Consider the following 19,005-nt stretch of genomic DNA (forward strand, 5'->3'; position numbering starts at 1 on the left):
CGGCGGCAACCGCCTGCTTTCCCTACTGCCTTACTCCCCTACTGCCCTACTCCCCTCCAAAAACAGGAGACGGAGCCAGGCTCCGCGGACAAAAATGGCAAGACAAGATCAGGCCAACGACCAATTTTCGCTCACCTCATTCCTCTATGGCGGCAACGCCGATTACATCGACGCGCTCTACGCCGCCTATGAGGACGATCCCGCCTCGGTCAATCCCGAATGGCAGGAGTTCTTCGCCGGGCTGAAAGACGATGCCGGCGATGTGCGCAGGAATGCCAAGGGCGCCTCCTGGGCCAAGCCCTCCTGGCCGCTGCAGGCGAATGGCGAACTGGTCTCGGCGCTCGACGGCAACTGGGGCATCGTCGAGAAGACGATCGAAAAGAAGGTCAAGGACAAGGCGGTCACCAACGGCGTCGTCCTGTCCGATGCCGACGTGCACCAGGCGACGCGCGATTCGGTGCGCGCCATCATGATGATCCGCGCCTACCGCATGCGCGGCCATCTGCACGCCAATCTCGATCCGCTCGGCATCGCCAAGCCGCTCGAGGATTACAACGAGCTGTCGCCGGAGAACTATGGCTTCACCGAAGCCGACTATGACCGGCCGATCTTCCTCGACAATGTGCTCGGCCTTGAATTCGGCACCATCCGGCAGATGCTGGAAATCCTGACCCGAACCTATTGCTCGACGCTCGGCGTCGAGTTCATGCATATTTCGGACCCCGAGGAAAAGGCCTGGATCCAGGCCCGCATCGAGGGCGCCGACAAGGAGATCACCTTCACCGCCACCGGCAAGAAGGCGATCCTGCAGAAGCTGGTCGAGGCCGAAGGCTTCGAGCAGTTCATCGACGTCAAGTACAAGGGCACCAAGCGCTTCGGCCTCGATGGCAGTGAAGCGCTGATCCCGGCGCTGGAGCAGATCGTCAAGCGCGGCGGCCAGCTCGGCATGAAGGAGATCGTGCTCGGCATGGCGCATCGCGGCCGGCTGAACGTGCTCTCCCAGGTGATGGCCAAGCCGCACCGCGCCATCTTCCACGAGTTCAAGGGCGGCTCGGCCGCACCCGACGAGGTCGAGGGCTCGGGCGACGTCAAGTACCATCTCGGCGCCTCGTCGGACCGCGAGTTCGACGGCAACAAGGTGCATCTGTCCCTGACTGCCAACCCCTCGCATCTGGAAATCGTCGATCCGGTGGTGATGGGCAAGGCGCGCGCCAAGCAGGATTACCTGTTCGGCCGCAGCCGCGAGGAGATCGTACCGCTGGAAGAGCGCGCCAAAGTGCTGCCGCTCTTGCTGCATGGCGATGCCGCCTTCGCCGGTCAGGGCGTGATCGCCGAGATCCTCGGCCTGTCCGGCCTGCGCGGCCACCGCGTCGCCGGCACGCTGCACTTCATCATCAACAACCAGATCGGTTTCACCACCAACCCGCGCTTCTCGCGCTCGTCGCCCTATCCATCAGACGTGGCCAAGATGATCGAGGCGCCGATCTTCCACGTCAATGGCGACGACCCGGAAGCCGTGGTGCACGCCACCAAGGTGGCGATCGAATTCCGCATGAAGTTCTTCAAGCCTGTTGTGGTCGATATGTTCTGCTATCGCCGCTTCGGCCACAATGAGGGCGACGAGCCGGCCTTCACCCAGCCGATCATGTATCGCAACATCCGCACCCACAAGACGACGGTCCAGATCTATGGCGACCGGCTGATCGCCGAGGGTCACATCAGCCAGGCTGAACTCGACCAGCTCAAGGCCGACTGGCGGGCGCATCTGGAATCGGAATGGGAAGTCGGCCAGCACTACAAGCCCAACAAGGCCGATTGGCTGGACGGCGCCTGGTCGGGCCTGCGCACCGCCGACAACCAGGATGAACAGCGGCGCGGCAAGACCGCCGTGCCGGTCAAGACGCTGAAGGAAATCGGCAAGAAGCTGACCGAGGTGCCGAAGGATTTCGAAGCGCACAAGACGATCATCCGCTTCCTCGAGAACCGCCGCCAGGCGATCGAGTCGGGCGAAGGCATCGACTGGTCAACGGCCGAGGCGCTGGCCTTCGGCGCCATCCTGCTCGACGGCAATCCGATCCGCCTGTCGGGCCAGGATTCCGAACGCGGCACCTTCTCGCAGCGCCATTCGGTCCTTTACGACCAGCGCGACGAGACCCGTTACATCCCGCTCAACAATCTGTCGGCGGCTCAAGCTGGCTACGAAGTCATCAACTCGATGCTGTCGGAAGAGGCGGTGCTGGGCTTCGAATATGGCTACAGCCTGGCCGAGCCGAAGGCGCTGACCTTGTGGGAAGCGCAGTTCGGCGACTTCGCCAACGGTGCCCAGGTGGTGTTCGACCAGTTCATCTCCAGCGGAGAGCGCAAGTGGCTCAGAATGTCGGGCCTCGTCTGCCTGTTGCCGCATGGCTATGAAGGCCAGGGTCCGGAACACTCTTCGGCCCGGCTCGAACGCTTCCTGCAGCTTTGCGCCGAAGACAACATGCAAGTGGCCAACTGCACGACGCCGGCCAACTACTTCCACATATTGCGCCGGCAGCTGAAGCGCGACTTCCGCAAGCCGCTGATCCTGATGACGCCGAAATCGCTGCTGCGCCACAAGCGGGCGGTGTCGACGCTGCCGGAAATTTCGGGCGAAAGCTCGTTCCACCGGCTGCTTTGGGACGACGCGCAACTGCTTTCCGGGCAGGCGATCAAGCTCACCAAGGATTCGAAGATCCGCCGCGTCGTGCTGTGCTCGGGCAAGGTCTATTACGACCTCTATGAGGAGCGCGAGAAGCGCGGCATCAACGACATCTATCTGCTGCGCGTCGAACAGCTCTATCCGTTCCCGGCCAAGGCGCTGATTACGGAACTGTCGCGTTTCCGCAATGCCGAGATGGTCTGGTGCCAGGAGGAGCCCAAGAACATGGGCGCCTGGTCGTTCATCGACCCGTATCTGGAATGGGTGCTGGCGCATATCGACGCCAAGCATCAGCGGGTGCGCTACACCGGCCGTCCTGCCGCCGCCTCGCCGGCGACCGGACTGATGTCAAAGCATCTCGCCCAGCTCGCCGCCTTGCTCGAAGACGCGCTTGGTGAATAGAGAATATCTGGGCGAACAACAGAACCGAAAGAAAACGGACAGGCACAATGGCTACCGAAATCCGCGTTCCCACTCTCGGCGAATCCGTCACTGAAGCGACCGTCGGCAAATGGTTCAAGAAGGTTGGCGATACAATCGCCGCCGATGAACCGCTGGTCGAGCTCGAGACCGACAAGGTGACGGTGGAGGTGCCTGCCGCCGCCGCCGGCACTCTGGGTGAGATCACCGTCAAGGAAGGTGAGACGGTCGGTGTCGGCGCGCTGCTGGGTTCGATTTCGGCAGGCGGCGCGGCCGCCGCGCCGGCAACCAAGCCGCAGGCGGTGTCGCAGGCCTCGTCGCCGGATGCGGCATCGACCGGCAAGCAGGCCGCGGCCGAGACCGCCAAGATCGCCGGCGACGCCGGCCCGGTCGAGCCGCGCACCATGCCACCGGCACCGGCCGCGGCGAAACTGATCGCCGAAAGCAATCTCTCGGTCGACCAGATCTCCGGTTCGGGAAAGCGTGGCCAGGTGCTGAAAGGCGACGTGCTCGACGCCATCTCCAAAGGCGCGCCGTCACAGCCGGCAGAGACGCCGAAGGCGGCACCTGCACCGGTTGCCGTGCGCGCGCCATCCTCCGGCGACGACGCCTCGCGCGAGGAGCGCGTGCGCATGACCAAGCTGCGCCAGACCATCGCGCGCCGCCTCAAGGAAGCGCAGTCGACCGCCGCCATGCTGACCACCTTCAACGAGGTCGACATGTCAGCGGTGATGGCGCTGCGCACCAAATACAAGGACGTGTTCGAGAAGAAGCATGGCGTGAAGCTCGGCTTCATGGGCTTCTTCACCAAGGCCGTCACCCACGCGCTGAAGGAAATCCCTTCGGTCAATGCCGAGATCGACGGCACCGACATCATCTTCAAGAACTATGCCCATATCGGCGTCGCCGTCGGCACCGAAAAGGGCCTCGTCGTCCCGGTCGTGCGCAATGCCGACCAGATGTCGATCGCCGAGATCGAGAAGGACATCGGCCGGCTGGGCATCGCCGCCCGCGACGGCAAGCTGTCGGTCGCCGACATGCAAGGCGGCACGTTTACGATTTCCAACGGTGGCGTTTACGGGTCGCTGATGTCGACGCCTATCCTCAACGCGCCGCAGTCGGGCATTCTTGGCATGCACAAGATCCAGGAGCGGCCTGTCGTGGTCGGCGGCCAGATCGTGATCCGGCCGATGATGTATCTGGCGCTCAGCTACGATCACCGCATCGTCGACGGTAAGGAAGCAGTGACCTTCCTGGTCCGCGTCAAGGAAAGCCTGGAGGATCCGGAACGGCTGGTGCTTGATCTCTGAGGTCTGGTGCTGATCCGGCTGTTGGAATGCGTGCCGGAGGAAGGGATCTGCGCGGCAGAATGACGACCCGTTCCCTTAGCCTTTCCAAGGTGCTTTCGATCGCATCGATCGCGGCCGGCATGGTGCTGGCCACCGCCGGCGCCCATGCAGCCTGTCCGATCGAGCTCGCCGTCTATGGCGACGCCCAGAGCGGCAGCGAAATCGATCACGCCGACCGGCACCTCGGCGACCGTCACCAACAGCTTCCGCATGATCCTCGACAACAATGTGGTGCTCAACGGTATCGTTATGTGGAACGAAGGCGTGTCGCGGCCGAACGGCGCGCTGATGTACAAATGCCCCGAAGGCGACGTCACCGGCGAGGAGCTTGCTGCCTGCACGCCCTGGCATGGCGTCATCTACACGTCGGATGACAAGGGCAACATCGGACTGCTGCCGGCCGAAGGGGTCGAAGCGCCGAAGACGCTGATCCTGCCGGACCTCGGGCCGGCGTTGCGCCAATCCTCGGCCTATGGCGGCAGCGGGTTTTCGAAAGTGCCGTGGGATGTGTTTGTCTTGAAGGGATGCCAGGAATGAGCGAGGCGAAAAAGGTGCTGCTGGTCACCGGCGGTAGCCGCGGCATTGGCGCCGCGGTCTGCCGGCTAGGATCGAAGGCCGGCTACCGCGTGGCGGTCAACTATGCCTCGAACCAGGCTGCCGCTGACGCAGTGGTCGCCGAGATCAAGGCCGGCGGCGGCGAGGCCTTAGCCGTCAAGGGCGATGTCGGCAGCGAGGCCGATATCGTGGCCATGTTCGAGGCCGTCGACCGCGCTTATGGCCGGCTCGACGCCTTCGTCAACAATGCCGGCATCGTCGACGTCAAGGCGCGTGTCGACGAGATGGACGTCGCGCGGCTGGAGCGCATGATGCGCATCAATGTCGTCGGCTCGTTCCTGTGTGCCCGCGAAGCGGTGAAGCGCATGTCGACCCGTCATGGCGGGGCGGGCGGATCGATCGTCAACATCTCGTCGGCGGCAGCGACGTTGGGCTCGCCGGGCGAATTTGTCGACTATGCCGCCTCCAAGGGTGCCATCGACACGTTCACCGTCGGGCTCGCCCGTGAGGTCGCACTGGAAGGCATTCGCGTCAATGCGGTGCGGCCCGGCCTCATCGATACCGAGATCCATGCCTCCGCCGGGCAGCCGGACAGGATAGAGCGGTTCCGCGACCTGCTGCCGATGAAAAGAGCCGGCACGGCTGATGAAGTCGCGGGCGCGGTTCTCTATCTTCTATCCGACGCCGCGTCCTATACGACGGGCGCGATCCTGAATGTAAGCGGCGGCCGCTGAGCGCCAAGCAAAGGGAAACAAACATGGCTTATGACGTCGTTATCATCGGATCGGGACCGGGCGGCTATGTCTGCGCCATCAAGGCGGCGCAGCTCGGGCTCAAGGTTGCGGTGGTCGAGAAGAATGCCACCTTCGGCGGCACCTGCCTGAACATCGGCTGCATCCCGTCCAAGGCCCTGCTCCATGCCTCCGAGATGTTCGCCGAGGCCGGCCACTCCTTCGACACGCTCGGCGTCGAGATATCAGCGCCGAAATTGAACCTGAAGAAGATGATGGCGCACAAGGATGCGACGGTGACGTCGAACGTCAACGGCGTCGCCTTCCTGTTCAAGAAGAACAAGATCGACAGCTTTCGCGGCACCGGCAAGGTGGTCGCGGCCGGCAAGGTCTCGGTGACCGGCGAGGACGGCAAGGTCGAGGAGATCGAGACCAAGAACATCGTCATCGCCACCGGATCGGATGTCGCCGGCATTCCCGGCGTCAAGGTCGACATCGACGAGAAGGTGATCGTGTCGTCGACCGGCGCGCTGTCGCTGGAGAAGGTGCCCGGCCATCTGGTGGTGGTCGGCGGCGGTGTCATCGGGCTCGAGCTCGGCTCGGTGTGGGCGCGGCTCGGCGCCAAGGTCACCGTGGTCGAATTCCTCGACACCATCCTGGGCGGCATGGACGGCGAGGTCTCCAAGCAGTTCCAGCGGCTGCTATCCAAACAGGGTTTCGAGTTCAAGCTCGGCGCCAAGGTCACAGGCGTCGCCAAGGCCAAGAAGGGTGCCGCGGTCACCTTCGAGCCGGTCAAGGGCGGCGCCGCCGAGACGATCGAGGCTGATGCCGTGCTGATCGCCACCGGGCGCCGGGCCTATGCCGACAGTCTCGGGCTCGGGGAAGCCGGCGTCGAGGTCGACGAGCGCGGCCGCGTCAAGACCGATGGCCATCTCAAGACCAATGTCCCGGGCATCTATGCCATCGGCGATGTCATCGCCGGGCCGATGCTGGCGCACAAGGCCGAGGACGAGGGCGTGGCGGTAGCGGAAACCATTGCCGGCCAGGTCGGCCACGTGAACTATGACGTCATTCCGAGCGTCGTCTACACCAGCCCGGAAATCGCCTCGGTCGGCAAGACCGAGGAAGAGTTGAAGAAGGCCGGCATCGACTACAAGGTCGGAAAGTTCCCGTTCAGCGCCAATGGCCGGGCGCGCGCCATGCTGCACACCGACGGTTTTGTGAAGATCCTCGCCGACAAGCAAAGCGACCGCGTGCTCGGCGTGCATATCGTCGGCTTCGGCGCCGGCGAGATGATCCACGAGGCGGCGGTGCTGATGGAGTTCGGCGGCTCGTCAGAGGATCTCGCCCGCACCTGCCATGCGCATCCGACGATGTCGGAGGCGATCAAGGAGGCGGCGCTGGCCACGTTCTTCAAGCCCATCCACATCTAAAAGGCCAATGCTTCGTCATCCTCGGGTTAAGCCCGAGGATGACGAAGGCACGGTGACACCACTAACCAAAACGGCCCGCTTTCAGCGGGCCGTTCGTATTTGATATCGAACCGATCAGTTGGCCGGTGCGGCAGGAGCCGGCGCTGGAGCCGGTGCGGGCGCTGGGGCCGGGGCCGGTTCTGCAGGGGCCGGTGCAGGTGCAGGTGCAGGTGCAGGTTCGGCTGGCTTCATCGGTTCTGCCGGTGCGGGCGCGGGGGCCGGTGTGCTGGCCGCCGGCGGCTCGGCTGGTGCCGGGTGCTCACCACTTCTTCCGAAAACATAATACGCGACAACCGCCAGAATAACGACGACCAGCGCAATCAGCCAGCCACTACCGCCGCCACCGCTCTGTTTGATGGTGGTGTTGGTGGTGTTGGGATTGAACGGATCGTTTGGATTCGGTGCGTTCGCCATAAAAGTGTCCTCCGTGGATGAAAAATATCAATCAACACCATTCAACGCGCAATCATTGAACTGGTTTCACGCTAGGGTTGGAAAACGCCAAAAACAAGGACAATCCTGCCTTTCCGCAGCCTGAACGGCGTCGTTTCGCCCCGCAGCGCGCCAAGTTTGCGTCTGTTAAGCTCGAATCAGAGGATTTTGCCGTGACAAATCCGTTAGGGCAGGTTGTCCCGAATCACTGCGATGCTCTCGCCGGAGCCCAGTTCGCCGACCGCTATGTGCTGGTCACTGAAGGTCTTTCTTTAACCGCACTCGGCGCGGCGGAACGCGCCTTGGGGCGAACACCGCCCTGGATCGGCAGGCTCATGGCGCTGCGCAACCTGGCCGTCAGGCCGTTCCGGCTGAAGACGGGCCTGGAAGCTGCGGTGTTGCCGTCGGGCCGGATCGGGATATTTCCGCTCATCAGCCAGTTTCCCGGCAAGGTTGTGCTTGGCCTCGACGACCGACATCTCGATTTCCGGGTCCTGGTCGAAGTCAGGGATCTCGGCATGGGCCGGCAGGAAGTGGCCGCGACGACGATCGTCAAGACGCACAATTGGCTCGGTCGCGCCTATCTCGCGATCATCATGCCGTTTCACCGGATCGTCGTTCCGGCGATGCTGGCCCAGATCAGATAAGGTTACAGGCCTACAGGCGTGACGGTGTAACCGGCCTTGCGGAAATCCTCGACGAGGCCTTCGGGACCGGGAAGGTGGAGGGCGCCGACCGCCATGAAGACGTTGCCCCTGGCAAGGATCGGTTCGGCATGCTCGACCATCACCTTGTTGCGGCTGGTGATCATGGTTTCCTCGAACGCCGCATAGCCCGCGGGGTCGTCCGTGCCATCGGGCATGGCCACGCGAAACAGCGGCCAGAACATGCCGGTGTCGCCGCGCTGGTAGAGCACGATCATGGTTTCGTTGATGTCGTTGATCTTATCGCCGAGCTTCAGCGTGTCGACGAGACCCTTCATGTGAAACGCCAGCGGCAGCGAGGCCATGGCCCGCAGCTGGCTTTCAGCCGTCTCCAATCCTTCCACCGGCTTGCCGGAAGCCTTCGCACCTTGGGCCAGCCTGACATCGAGCACCGGGGCGCCGCCTGACTGGCGGGCCAGCTCGCAGGCCGGCAGTGCCATCATGGCCGAGAGCATCCACGGCTTCATCTTGGCAACCGTTGCCGGAGGAATGCCGCGTGCGTCGAGCGCGGCGTTCATGGCCGCCGCATCGTCGGGCGACAGCAGCGACGCCAGCGTCGTCGAATCAGTGAACATCATCAGGTCCGGCTCCTGGAGCATCGCGACCATCATCTTCTGCTTGTCGAGCACGTCGGTGGTTTCGATGACGATGGTGCCGGCGGCGTCATAGGCTTTCTGCGCGTCGGGAGGCAGCGTGGTGACACGCGGGTCGGTCATATGCATGGTGCCGAACAGGAAGGACGGCTTCTCGCCGGGCTTTTCCAGCTTCCACAACAGGCCCTTGCCGTTCGGTGTCGCTGCGGCTTCCGCTTCGATCTTGCGGTAGGTCGCCGGATCGTTCTTCTGCAAGGCCGACAGCATGTCGGCGCCGGTGCAGGTCGGGATTCCGGCATGCGCCTTGCCGGCCGCGAACAGCAGCACGGCGAGGAACGACAGGAAGAACAGAACATTGAGTGCGACGAGCAGCTTCAGCGACACGGAAGCTGCACGGTCGGCGATGGCGATGACGCGTTTCATGGTTCTGTCTTCATGTTTGACCATGATCTTTTCCGAAAACCGGGTCCCACTTTTCGGGATCATGGTCAGTTCTAGAACCGAAAAGCGGCAAAACGGTTAATTGGTACTGCGAAATTGAAGGGTTCATGCCCGTGGATGGGCTGATTCGTAGATTTCGAGCAGCCTCGCGGTGTCGACGCCGGTGTAGATCTGCGTCGTCGACAGGCTGGCGTGGCCGAGCAGTTCCTGGATAGTGCGCAAGTCACCGCCGCGGCCGAGCAGATGCGTGGCGAAGGAATGGCGCAGCGCATGCGGCGTCGCGGTATCGGGCAGGTTGAGCGCCGAGCGCAGTTTGGCCATGTCGCGCTGGACGATGGCCGGGTTGAGCGGGCCGCCACGGGCGCCGCGAAACAGCAGGCCCTTGGGGTCGAGATGGTAGGGGCAGAGCCGGCGATATTCGGCGATCGCCCTGAGCGCCACCGGCAGCACCGGCACCAGGCGCGTCTTGCCGCCCTTGCCGGTGACGCGCAGCACCGTGTCGTCCGCCGACGCCAGATCGGCGCCCGCCAGACCGAGCGCCTCGGAAATGCGCAGGCCGGAGCCGTAGAGCAGTGTCAGCACAGCGGCGTTGCGGGCCGCGATCCAGGGTTCTTCCGCCAATTGGCCTTCGATGGAAACGATATGCTTGGCGTCGCTCGCCGTCAGCGGCTTGGGCAGCGATTTGGGCTGGCGCGGTGCGCGCAGGGCTGCCGCACCCGCCGCATTGGCAAGGCCGCGCCGCTCGAGGAAACGCAGCAGCGAGCGGATGCCGGCGAGACCCCGGCCCAGGGTGCGGGCACCGGCGCCGGCATTGCGCCGCGCAGCGAGGAAGCCGCGCAGGTCGGCCGGGCGCAGATCGGCGATGTCCGAAATGCCGGGCGAGCCGCCGCAATGGCCGGTGAGGAAATGCAGGAACTGGCGCGTGTCGCGCTCATAGGCTTCCACCGTCTTAGGCGACAGCCGACGTTCTCGCGCCAGCATCTTCAGCCAGCTTTCACGCGCCGCCTGGAGATCGGGTTTAGCCGGGATGAGGAATTCCTGCATGGCGTCTGATCCAGTTCGCCGCCATTTTCTCGCAGGCAGGTTAGAAAGCGGTGAAGAGTCCGTCATTGAAAAGATGGCCGGCTGGGGCTAGGAGATCGTCGATTGGCGGCAAGTCACAAACCTTGGTGATTGGCTGAAATCTGCGCAGTCGCTTCGCGCCTGCTCCGCCCGTGGATGACGAAGGTAAAAGCGCCATGAGCAAGCCCCAGAACCCTGTCCAGATGGCCATGATCGGCGCCGCCCATGGCATCAAGGGCGAATTGCGGGTGAAGACCTTCACCGGTGAACCGCTGGCGCTGGCCGACTACGGCCCGCTCTACGCCCGTGACGGCCGCGCCTTCCAGATCATCGACATCAGGCCCGCCAACACCGTCGTCGTGGTCCGCTTCAAGGGCGTTGCCGACCGCAACGCGGCCGAGGCGCTGGCCGGCACGGAGCTGTTCGTCGACCGTTCGATGCTGCCGGACGACGGCGAGGAAGACGAGTTCTACCATGCCGACCTCGTCGGCCTCGAAGTCCGCGACGACACGGGTGCCGTGCTTGGCAAGGTGGTCGCGGTGCACAATTTCGGCGGCGGCGACATTCTCGACGTGACGCTGGGCGGGCGCAAGGGCGTGCTGATCCCGTTCACACAGGCTGCCGTGCCACAAGTGTCGATCGCGGAGGGTTTCGTCCGCGTCGACCCGGCGGCGGCCGGACTTGTCGAGGACGAGGATGGCGACGGCCCGCGAGAGGAAGACTTCGATCCGAAGGGCAGGCCGCGCGGACCGAGCGATGCCGGGGGCAACCGGTGAGTTTTTCCGCTTCGGTGCTGACGCTTTACCCCGAGATGTTTCCCGGCGCGCTCGGCCTGTCGTTGGCCGGCCGGGCGCTCGAGGCCGGCACGTGGTCGCTGGAGGCGATCCAGATCCGTGACTTCGCCACCGACCGTCATCGCACCGTCGACGACACGCCAGCCGGCGGCGGCGCCGGCATGGTGATGCGCGCCGACGTGCTGGCGAAAGCCATCGACCACACTTCGCCGGAAGGCGACCTGCGGCCTCGGCTGCTGATGAGCCCGCGCGGCAAGCCGCTGACCCAGGTCCGCGTGCGCGAACTGGCCGCAGGACCGGGCGCGGTCATCGTCTGCGGCCGTTTCGAGGGCGTCGACCAGCGGGTGATCGACGTGCGGGGATTGGAGGAAGTCTCGATCGGCGACTACATCCTCTCGGGCGGCGAGCCGGCAGCGCTCGTTCTGCTCGATGCGGTGGTGCGGTTGTTGCCGGGCGTGATGGGTAACGCGGTGTCGGGCGAGGAAGAAAGCTTTGAGAACGACCTGCTCGAACATCCGCACTATACGCGGCCGCAGGAGTTTGAAGGGCGCGAGATTCCCGAGGTGCTGATCTCGGGCAATCACAAGAAGATCGCCGCATGGCGGCGGGCGCAGTCGGAAGCGCTGACGAAAGAGCGGCGTCCTGATTTGTTGGGCGCCGCCGCTCAGCCTTTCCAAAAGTAATAGAAAGCCAGAAACAGGCCGACGGCGACGACGAAGCCGCGCACCGCGTTTTGCGGCACGCGCTTGGCGATCCAGACGCCGGCATAGCCGCCGAGCGCGCCGCCCGGGATCATGATGATCGCCTGCGGCCAGGCGACGACGCCGCCCGAGACGAAGACGACGATCGCGACAGCGGCGATGACCATGGCCAGCATGTTCTTCAACGCGTTCAGCCGGTGGTAGTCGCCGGCTTGTGTCAGGCCGAGCGTCGCCAGCATCATCACGCCCATGCCGGCGCCGAAGAAGCCGCCATAGATGGCGGTGAGAAACTGCGCCAGGGAGCCGGCGAGCGAGCCCACCGCCGCTTCATGGCCGGGCTTCGGCACCGGTTTCAGCCAGGGGCCGGCGGCGAACAGGGCCGTCGCGGCTAGCAGCAGCCACGGCACCAGAGCGCGAAACGAGGGATTGTCGAGCGCCAGTAGGATCAGCGCGCCGGCCAGCGCCCCGATCGCCGAGATCAGACAGAGCAGCAGCGCGCCGCGCCAGAAATGCCTGATGTCGGCCGAATAGGCGAGCGTCGAGGTGATGTAGCCCGGAAATTGCGTCACCGAGGAGGTGGCGTTGGCGACGATCGGCGGCAGGCCGACCAACGTCATGGCGCCGAAGGTGATGAAGGTGCCGCCACCGGCGACCGCATTGGCGGCGCCTGACAGAAAGCCCGCCAGAAAGAGCAGGATGGCATCGAAGACAGACATGAATTGCGGCCGCTCAAAACTGTGTTATTTCAGGCTTAGAAAGCCTGAACGACCGGCGCAACCCGGCACGGCAGGATTACGATGGTGCCATGCGAGCAGAAAATGCGCTGCCAAGGCGTGACAAAGCGGCGAAATAGCTGTATGTGCCCGCCCGTACCGGCCAGAAAGAATCTGCCGGACCCGTCAACAATGACGGTGTAGTCGCCCCTGCCTGATGTTTCAAAGACAAATGTCTTGGAGACAAAGGGCATAGCCAAGCGGTCAATGGAACTGCAAGGCGAGTGTCGGACGCTCTGACTGTCGGAAGAACAAGAAGTGGACTTTTGAGATGGATATTCTCCGTCAGCTCGAGGCCGAACAGGCCGCCAAGATCGAAGCCAAGCGCAAGCTTCCCGAATTCCAGCCCGGCGACACCGTGCGCGTCCAGGTCCGCGTGACCGAAGGCACCCGCACCCGCGTCCAGGCCTATGAGGGCGTCGTCATCGCCCGCGCAGGCGCCGGCTTCCAGGAGAACTTCACGGTTCGCAAGATTTCCTACGGTGAAGGCGTCGAGCGCGTGTTCCCGGTCTACTCGCCGATGGTTGAAGGCGTTGAAATCGTTCGCCGCGGCAAGGTGCGTCGCGCCAAGCTCTACTACCTGCGCGATCGTCGCGGCAAATCGGCCCGTATTTCGGAAAACACCGGCGTGCGCGCCCGCAAGCTGAACGACGAGGAGCGCGATGCTCTGAACGCCGAGAAGGCCCGCATCGAGGCCGAGAAGGTGGCAGCCGCCGAGGCTCTGGCCGTCGAGAAGGCCGCTCAGGACGCCGCCGAGAAGAAGGCCGCCGCCGAGGCAGCTGAAGCCGCAAAGGCAGCCGAAGCAGCCACCGCCGAATAAGTTTTTCGGCGAGCAAGTTTGAAAAGGCGGCTTCGGCCGCCTTTTTTCGTTTCCGGGGGCTGGCTGGCGGAAAAGTCGGCGGTTGACTCGATTTACATCGTGTACTAAACAATCGTGCACGATTTAAATGGAGAAATGAAATGCCTGCATTGTATTCTACCCAAGCCCGCGCCGTCGGCGGCCGCGCCGGCCATGTCCAGAGCGATGATGGCTTGCTCAGCCTCGATCTTGCCATGCCCAAGGAGCTTGGCGGCAAAGGTGGCGCCACCAATCCCGAACAGCTTTTCGCCGCCGGCTATGCCGCCTGCTTCGAAAGCGCCATGCGCTTCATCGCCGGCAAGCAGAAACTGCCGCTGCAGGATGCCTCGGTGACGGCAAATGTCAGCCTGCACAGCAATGCGCAGGGCGGATTTGTGCTCGGCGTTTCGCTGGCAGCGGAAACAAAAGGTCTTGATCAGGCGGCGGCGGAAGCGCTTGTATCGGCGGCGCACCAGGTTTGCCCCTATTCCAACGCCATCAAGGGCAACATCGAGGTGGCGCTTTCGGCTAAGGCGCTTCCGGCAAAGGCAGCATGAACACAAAACAGACGGACGATACCACGCAGGCCTCGGCGGATTTCGCCGGGGTGCCGAAACTCGACGACCAAATCTGCTTCGCCCTCTATTCGGCTAGCGGGCTGATGACACGGCTCTACCGGCCGTTGCTCGAACCGCTCGGCCTCACCTATCCGCAATATCTGGCGATGATGGCGCTGTGGGAGCGAGCGCCACGCACGGTGGGTGGGCTCGGCGAGGTGCTGGGTCTCGATTCGGCGACGCTGACACCCCTGCTCAAACGGCTGGAGGCGGGCGGCTTCATCACCCGCCGGCGCGACGCTGCCGACGAGCGCCGGGTGCTTCTGGAGCTGACAGCCAAGGGACAGTCGCTACGCGGGCCCGCCAAAGACGTTGCTGTCCAGATACTCTGCCAATTTCCCCGCCTCAGCGCGGTCGAACTGGATGGCCTGCACCGCATCCTGGCCAAGCTCATTGCTGGGCTGCGCGAGACGGACGCCAAGGCACCGGCGGCTGACTGACCGCCGGCCAAGGCACGGATCTCCCGGAATCTTCCGATCGAGAGCATTGGAATCCGATTTCGCCCCAGGCGACACGGCAGAGCGTCTTGCATGACGCTTGCGGAAAGCTAAAGTCGGCGCCGGATTTTCCTGCAAGCCCGGCCATGCCCGGGTCATCAATTCCCGGGGAGTGTGTCATGACCAAATCGAAACTGCTGCTGGCGGGCCTGCTTGCCCTCGTCCTGGCACCCGTTGCCGCCTTCGCGCAGGCGCTGCCCGACCTCGGCGGCAAGAAGGTGGTGGTTGTGACCGAAAACGCCTATCCGCCGCTGCAGTTCATCGATGCCAAGACCGGCAAACAGATCGGCTGGGAATATGACGCGATGAACGAGATCGCCAAGCGGCTCAATTTCACGGTCGAGTACCAGAACACTTCCTGGGACGCGATGATCCAGGCGGTTTCCGACAACCAGTACAACATTGGCATGACCGGCATCACCATCAAGGACGACCGCAAGGAGAAGGTCGATTTCTCCGACCCCTATATGCGCTCGGAACAGTTCATGCTGGTGCGCGGCGATGAGAGCCGCTTCACCGACGCCAAGACCTTCGGCGCCTTCAAGGACGGGCTGGTCGGCGCGCAGGCCGGCACCACGCCCTTCTACACCGCCGTCTACAGCGTGCTCGACGGCAATGAGCAGAACCCGCGCATCAAACTGTTCGAGACGTTCGGCGCGACCGTGCAGGCACTGAAATCAGGCGACGTCGATGTTGTTTTGACCGATGGCACCGCCGGCAAAGGCTATGTCGACGCCTCCGAGGGCAAATTGAAGCTGATCGGGGGGCCGCTCGGTACCGAGGATTTTGGGTTTATCTTTCCGAAGGGTTCGTACCTGGTGAAGCCGGTCAACGCGGCCATCGCGGCGCTGAAGGCCGACGGCACCCTCGATGCGCTCAACAAGAAATGGTTTCTTGATTACAAGATGGGGCAGTAGTTCGCTGAACCTCACGCAGACACGGCGCTTGAACACCCCCCTCTGCCCTGCCGGGCATCTCCCCCGCAAGGGGGGAGATCAGCTGTCCGCCCTGCCTTCGCGTACCTCCAGCATTGAAGAAAAGGCGCGGGCATTGAAGCTGCCAATCTCCCTCCTTGCGGGGGAGATGGCCGGCAGGCCAGAGGGGGGTGCCTTGGCGCAATCCTTCTGATGCAGGTCCCTTGCTCTTCCTCCAAAGCCGACTTCCCCTGGTGGCTCGTCGTTGCCGTAACCCTCGCGATCGCGGTGGCCGTCTTCGTCGCCACCAGCAACCTCTACACCCAGGTGTTCGCCACGGTCGCCAAGGGCATCGGCGTCACCATCTTCGTCACCGTGATTGCCTTCGTGCTGGCTTCGGCCATGGGTCTCGGCATCGCGCTGATGGGAATGTCCGGCTCGCGCTGGCTGCGCCAGATCGCGCGCTTTTATGTCGAGATCATCCGCGGCGTGCCGATCCTGGTGCTGTTGTTCTGGATCGCCTTTGCCGGTGCACCGGCCTTCGTCGCGGCTTGGAACGCGCTGACCGCGCCGCTGCAAAGTGCGGGCCTGTTCGGCGAGCTTTTGGTGCGCGACGTGTCGCTGCTCTGGCGCGCCATCATGGCGCTGACCATCGGCTATTCGGCTTTCATCTCGGAGGTTTTCCGGGCCGGCATCCAGTCGGTGGAGAAGGGCCAGATCGAGGCGGCGAAGGCGCTTGGGCTGACCCGCGCTCAGCGCTTCCGGCTGATCGTGTTCCCACAGGCAATCCGCACCATCCTGCCGCCGCTCGGCAATGATTTCGTCGCGCTGGTCAAGGATTCCTCGCTGGTCTCGGTGCTCGGCGTTGCCGACATCACGCAGATGGGCAAGGTCTACGCCGCCGGCTCCTTTCGCTTCTTCGAGACCTATTCGATAACGGCCTACATCTATCTCATCCTGACCGTCGGCCTGTCGCTGGCGCTCAGGGCGCTGGAGCGGCGGCTGCGCCGCCAGCACGAGGAATAGTTTTTCGGCCAAGGCAGCGCTACGATCCCCGAGCATTCCCGTTAAGGAGGTCCCCATGATCGTCGACAAAGCCAATGCAGCGCTGGATTCCGTCTACACGGCCGACACGCCGGAAGCGCTTGAGGAGGCCTATGCCGCGTGGGCTGCGACCTATGACAGCGAGACCGCCTCGCTCGGCTACCTCCTGCCTTTCCTGATCACCGCCTGGGTGGCGCGTCATGTGCCGGCGGGCGATGGCCCCTTGCTCGATGCCGGCTGCGGCACTGGCCTGTCGGGACCGTCGCTGAAGGCGCTCGGTTACCGCGACATTGCGGGGCTCGACCTCTCGCACGATATGCTGAAGATCGCCGGCAGCCGCAATGCCTACAGCGACCTGAAGCAGGCAATGCTGGGCGGTCCGCTACCGTGGCCGGACGGGTATTTCCGCGCCTTCTTCTCGACCGGCGTGTTCACCATCAGCCATGCGCCGGCATCCGGCCTGCACGAGTTGGTGCGCATCACCCGCAAGGGTGGCCATGCCATCTTCACCGTGCGTGACCAGGTGTTCGAAAGTGGCGGCTTTCAAGCCGTGTTCGATGAACTGGAGCAAGCTGGGAAATGGCGACCGGTCGAGGAAAGCCCGTGGTTCCGCTGCTATGCGATCGCCGAGCCCGAAGCGCTGGTGAAGACGTTTGTGTTTGAAGTGGTTTGAGCGGAGAGGTTTGGGTTCTGCGAAGACACGCCGCAATTGCCGAAAACCCAAAACATTGGTATGAGCCACGCCATGGAAGAGCTTTTTGGCGATCCGGCCTACAAGGGGTTCGTGCTGCAGGACAGGAAACGCCTGCCGTCGCGCTTTTTCGCGCGCGTGTCCGGGGCGCTGACCAGCCGACTATCCTAGGCCGACCTGTCCAGGTCGTTTTCACCGGGCCGGAGGTCCGGCACCTGCTCTTTCCCATTCTCATATCGACGGATTTACGCACATGAGCGCACCGCGCACCCTCTACGACAAGATTTTCGACGACCATGTCGTCGACCGCCAGGACGACGGCACCTGCCTGCTCTACATCGACCGCCACCTGGTCCATGAAGTGACCAGCCCGCAGGCCTTCGAAGGCCTGCGCATGACCGGTCGTAAAGTCCGGCATCCGGAAAAGACGCTGGCCGTGGTCGATCACAATGTCTCGACCTCACCCGAGCGCAAGTTCGGCATCAAGAACGAGGAAAGCCGTATCCAGGTCGAGGCGCTGGCCAAGAACGCCAGGGATTTCGGCGTCGAATATTATTCCGAGAACGATATTCGCCAGGGCATCGTCCACATCATCGGTCCGGAGCAGGGCTTTACTCTGCCCGGCATGACCATCGTCTGCGGCGACAGCCACACCTCGACGCATGGCGCTTTCGGCGCGCTGGCGCATGGCATCGGCACGTCCGAGGTCGAGCATGTTCTGGCGACACAGACGCTGATCCAGCGCAAGGCCAAGAACATGCTGGTGCGCGTTGACGGCCAGCTGCCGCAGGGCGTCACCGCCAAGGACATCATCCTGGCCATCATCGGCGAGATCGGCACCGCCGGCGGCACCGGCTATGTCATCGAATATGCCGGCGAGGCGATCCGTGCGCTGTCGATGGAAGGCCGCATGACGATCTGCAACATGTCGATCGAAGGCGGTGCGCGCGCCGGCCTTATCGCCGCCGACGAGACGACCTTCGCCTATGTCAAGGACAAGCCGCGCGCGCCGAAGGGCGCGTCCTGGGATGCGGCGCTCGAATACTGGAAGACGCTGCAGTCCGACGAAGGCGCGCATTTCGACAAGGTGATCGTGCTCGACGCGGCCAAGCTGCCGCCGATCGTCTCCTGGGGCTCCTCGCCCGAGGATGTGGTGTCGGTGCAAGGCATCGTGCCGAACCCGGACGACATCGCCGATGAAAACAAGCGCACCTCCAAGCAGCGCGCGCTCGACTATATGGGGCTGACGCCGGGCACCAAGATCACCGACATCACGCTCGATCGCGTCTTCATCGGTTCCTGCACCAATGGCCGCATCGAGGATCTGCGCGCCGTCGCCAAGGTGGTCGAAGGCAAGACGGTCAGCCCGCATGTCGATGCGATGATCGTGCCGGGTTCCGGCCTGGTCAAGGAACAGGCGGAAGCCGAAGGTCTCGACAAGATCTTCCTCGCCGCCGGTTTCGACTGGCGCGAGCCGGGCTGTTCGATGTGCCTGGCGATGAACGACGACCGGCTGAAGCCGCATGAACGCTGCGCCTCCACCTCGAACCGCAATTTCGAGGGCCGGCAGGGTTTCAAGGGCCGCACCCATCTGGTTTCGCCGGCCATGGCGGCGGCGGCGGCGATCGCCGGCCACTTCGTCGACATACGCGAGTGGAAGTAACCCGGATTTGAACAGAACCCGAGCCGCGTGGGCT

The 19,005-nt window shown here is 63.7% G+C and carries 17 protein-coding genes and 1 pseudogene; 15 read left to right on the plus strand and 3 right to left on the minus strand.

Features of this window, described 5'->3' with window-relative positions:
- Positions 1-94: 94 nt before the first annotated feature.
- The 6 genes and pseudogenes from NKJ04_RS23495 to NKJ04_RS23520 all read left to right on the plus strand — a co-directional run bounded on the left by NKJ04_RS23495 (position 95) and on the right by NKJ04_RS23520 (position 8,286).
- Positions 95-3,082 (plus strand): 2-oxoglutarate dehydrogenase E1 component, encoded by a 2,988-nt coding sequence (locus tag NKJ04_RS23495; protein ID WP_023811281.1) that lies wholly within the window; start codon positions 95-97, stop codon positions 3,080-3,082.
- Positions 3,083-3,129: 47 nt separating this feature from the next.
- Positions 3,130-4,410: a 2-oxoglutarate dehydrogenase complex dihydrolipoyllysine-residue succinyltransferase gene (gene odhB / locus NKJ04_RS23500; protein ID WP_023811280.1), complete on the plus strand. Its 1,281-nt coding sequence runs from the start codon at positions 3,130-3,132 to the stop codon at positions 4,408-4,410.
- Between the two features lie 119 nt (positions 4,411-4,529).
- Positions 4,530-4,986: pseudogene (locus tag NKJ04_RS23505) on the plus strand (hypothetical protein).
- Positions 4,983-5,738 carry an SDR family oxidoreductase gene (locus NKJ04_RS23510; protein ID WP_023811278.1) on the plus strand — a complete coding sequence of 252 codons (756 nt, stop codon included), beginning with the start codon at positions 4,983-4,985 and terminating at the stop codon, positions 5,736-5,738. Before NKJ04_RS23505 ends, NKJ04_RS23510 begins: the two are co-directional and overlap by 4 nt.
- Before the next feature lie 23 nt (positions 5,739-5,761).
- Complete coding sequence (gene lpdA, locus NKJ04_RS23515) at positions 5,762-7,168, plus strand: dihydrolipoyl dehydrogenase (protein WP_023811277.1); 1,407 nt, start codon at positions 5,762-5,764, stop codon at positions 7,166-7,168.
- 644 nt (positions 7,169-7,812) lie between these two features.
- Positions 7,813-8,286, plus strand: a complete 474-nt coding sequence (locus NKJ04_RS23520; protein ID WP_050592690.1) for a DUF2867 domain-containing protein — start codon at positions 7,813-7,815, stop codon at positions 8,284-8,286.
- A gap of 2 nt (positions 8,287-8,288) precedes the next feature.
- Here the strand turns inward: NKJ04_RS23520 and NKJ04_RS23525 are convergent, their stop codons facing one another.
- Entirely contained in the window at positions 8,289-9,359 is a 1,071-nt protein-coding gene (locus NKJ04_RS23525) for a TraB/GumN family protein (protein WP_023811275.1), read from the minus strand.
- A 123-nt stretch (positions 9,360-9,482) separates the two neighbouring features.
- Complete coding sequence (locus NKJ04_RS23530; protein WP_352677512.1) at positions 9,483-10,421, minus strand: tyrosine recombinase XerC; 939 nt, start codon at positions 10,419-10,421, stop codon at positions 9,483-9,485.
- A gap of 194 nt (positions 10,422-10,615) precedes the next feature.
- Between NKJ04_RS23530 and rimM the strand changes: the two genes are divergently transcribed.
- Complete coding sequence (gene rimM / locus NKJ04_RS23535) at positions 10,616-11,215, plus strand: ribosome maturation factor RimM (protein WP_352677513.1); 600 nt, start codon at positions 10,616-10,618, stop codon at positions 11,213-11,215.
- Complete coding sequence (gene trmD / locus NKJ04_RS23540; RefSeq protein WP_352677514.1) at positions 11,212-11,916, plus strand: tRNA (guanosine(37)-N1)-methyltransferase TrmD; 705 nt, start codon at positions 11,212-11,214, stop codon at positions 11,914-11,916. The genes rimM and trmD overlap by 4 nt, the downstream gene beginning before the upstream one ends.
- Here the strand turns inward: trmD and NKJ04_RS23545 are convergent.
- Positions 11,898-12,650 carry a sulfite exporter TauE/SafE family protein gene (locus NKJ04_RS23545; RefSeq protein WP_352555119.1) on the minus strand — a complete coding sequence of 251 codons (753 nt, stop codon included), beginning with the start codon at positions 12,648-12,650 and terminating at the stop codon, positions 11,898-11,900. The genes trmD and NKJ04_RS23545 overlap by 19 nt on opposite strands.
- A gap of 328 nt (positions 12,651-12,978) precedes the next feature.
- On the opposite strand from NKJ04_RS23545, the gene rplS reads away from it, so the two are divergent.
- From rplS to leuC, 7 genes are all read left to right on the plus strand, one after another.
- Complete coding sequence (gene rplS, locus NKJ04_RS23550) at positions 12,979-13,527, plus strand: 50S ribosomal protein L19 (RefSeq protein WP_023811269.1); 549 nt, start codon at positions 12,979-12,981, stop codon at positions 13,525-13,527.
- Between the two features lie 140 nt (positions 13,528-13,667).
- Positions 13,668-14,102 carry an organic hydroperoxide resistance protein gene (locus tag NKJ04_RS23555; RefSeq protein WP_023811268.1) on the plus strand — a complete coding sequence of 145 codons (435 nt, stop codon included), beginning with the start codon at positions 13,668-13,670 and terminating at the stop codon, positions 14,100-14,102.
- Entirely contained in the window at positions 14,099-14,602 is a 504-nt protein-coding gene (locus tag NKJ04_RS23560) for a MarR family winged helix-turn-helix transcriptional regulator (RefSeq protein WP_023811267.1), read from the plus strand. The genes NKJ04_RS23555 and NKJ04_RS23560 overlap by 4 nt, the downstream gene beginning before the upstream one ends.
- A 176-nt stretch (positions 14,603-14,778) precedes the next feature.
- Entirely contained in the window at positions 14,779-15,576 is a 798-nt protein-coding gene (locus NKJ04_RS23565; protein ID WP_023811266.1) for a transporter substrate-binding domain-containing protein, read from the plus strand.
- A 210-nt stretch (positions 15,577-15,786) separates the two neighbouring features.
- Positions 15,787-16,599, plus strand: coding sequence for an amino acid ABC transporter permease (locus tag NKJ04_RS23570; protein ID WP_023811265.1), 813 nt, complete (start codon positions 15,787-15,789; stop codon positions 16,597-16,599).
- A 55-nt stretch (positions 16,600-16,654) separates the two neighbouring features.
- Entirely contained in the window at positions 16,655-17,290 is a 636-nt protein-coding gene (locus tag NKJ04_RS23575) for a class I SAM-dependent DNA methyltransferase (protein ID WP_023811264.1), read from the plus strand.
- 271 nt (positions 17,291-17,561) lie between these two features.
- Positions 17,562-18,971: a 3-isopropylmalate dehydratase large subunit gene (gene leuC, locus NKJ04_RS23580; RefSeq protein ID WP_023811262.1), complete on the plus strand. Its 1,410-nt coding sequence runs from the start codon at positions 17,562-17,564 to the stop codon at positions 18,969-18,971.
- Positions 18,972-19,005: the final 34 nt, after the last annotated feature.

This window comes from Mesorhizobium sp. M0618, assembly GCF_040320765.1.
Taxonomy (GTDB): Bacteria; Pseudomonadota; Alphaproteobacteria; order Rhizobiales; family Rhizobiaceae; genus Mesorhizobium.